Origin of the sequence: Bradyrhizobium sp. 164 (assembly GCF_023073715.1) — a bacterium.
GTDB lineage: Bacteria > Pseudomonadota > Alphaproteobacteria > Rhizobiales > Xanthobacteraceae > Bradyrhizobium.
Genome location: NZ_JADPKA010000109.1, coordinates 1 through 1,040 on the forward strand (window position 1 = coordinate 1; position 1,040 = coordinate 1,040).

At 63.4% G+C, this 1,040-nt stretch carries 1 protein-coding gene; it reads right to left on the minus strand.

The window, feature by feature from the left end; genetic code table 11:
- Positions 1 to 1,040, minus strand: a 1,040-nt coding sequence (locus tag IVB01_RS32840; RefSeq protein WP_247495190.1) for an efflux RND transporter permease subunit, incomplete at both ends; no start/stop codon positions are given.

Below are 1,040 nucleotides of genomic sequence, written 5' to 3' on the forward strand. Positions count from 1 at the left end.
GTCAGGAGCGGGATCAGACCCGTCACCATCGCGGCCGTGGTCATCAGGATCGGGCGCAGGCGAATGCGCGCCGACATCTCGATGGCCGAGCGGCGGTCGAGCCGCTCGCTGACCTGGAGCTCATTGGCGAACTCCACCATCAGGATGCCGTGCTTGGTGATCAGGCCGACCAGGGTGAGCAGGCCGACCTGCGTGTAGATGTTCATCGTCGCCACGCCGAAGAACAGCGGGATCAGCGCGCCGACAATCGCCATCGGCACCGAGATCATGATCACCAGCGGGTCGCGCAAGCTCTCGAACTGCGCCGCCAGCACCAGGAAGATGATGATCAGCGCGAAGCCGAAGGTGATCGCGAGCTGGTTACCTTCTTGAACATACTGCCTGCTGTCCGCCAGATAATCGTGGCTGAAGCCTTGCGGCAGCTTCTTGGCCTCGCCTTCGAGGAAATCGACTGCCGCACCAACGGTCACGCCGGGCATCGGCACGGCCGAGAACGTCGCCGAATTGAGCTGGTTGTAGTGGGTCAGCGAGTTCGGGTCGGTCTTGGTCTCGATCGATACCACCGTCGACAGCGGGAGCTGCTGGCCGGTGTTGGTCGTCACATAGTAGCCGCCGAGCGATTCCGGCGACAGACGCTTGCCGCGCGGCACCTGCGGGATCACCTGGTAGGAGCGGCCTTCGAGGTTGAAGCGGTTGATGTAGTTGCCGCCGAGCAGCACCGCGAGCGTAGAGCCGAGGTTCTGCATGTTGACGCCGAGGTCCTGCGCCTTGGTGCGATCGATCGTGACCTTCACGTTCGGCTGATTGTAGGCAAGATCGCTGTCGGAGACGATGAACATGCCGCTCTTGCGTGCGGCGTCCTTCAGCTTCTCCATCTGCTCATAGACCGTCTGGAATCCGGCGGTGGAGTTGATCACCATCTGGATCGGCAGACCGCCCGGCCCGCCCGGCAGCGGCGGCAGGTTGAATGCGAAGGCCTGCACGCCCTCGATCTTGGAGAGCTCGGCCTGCACCAGCGGCTTGAGCTGGATCGACGACCG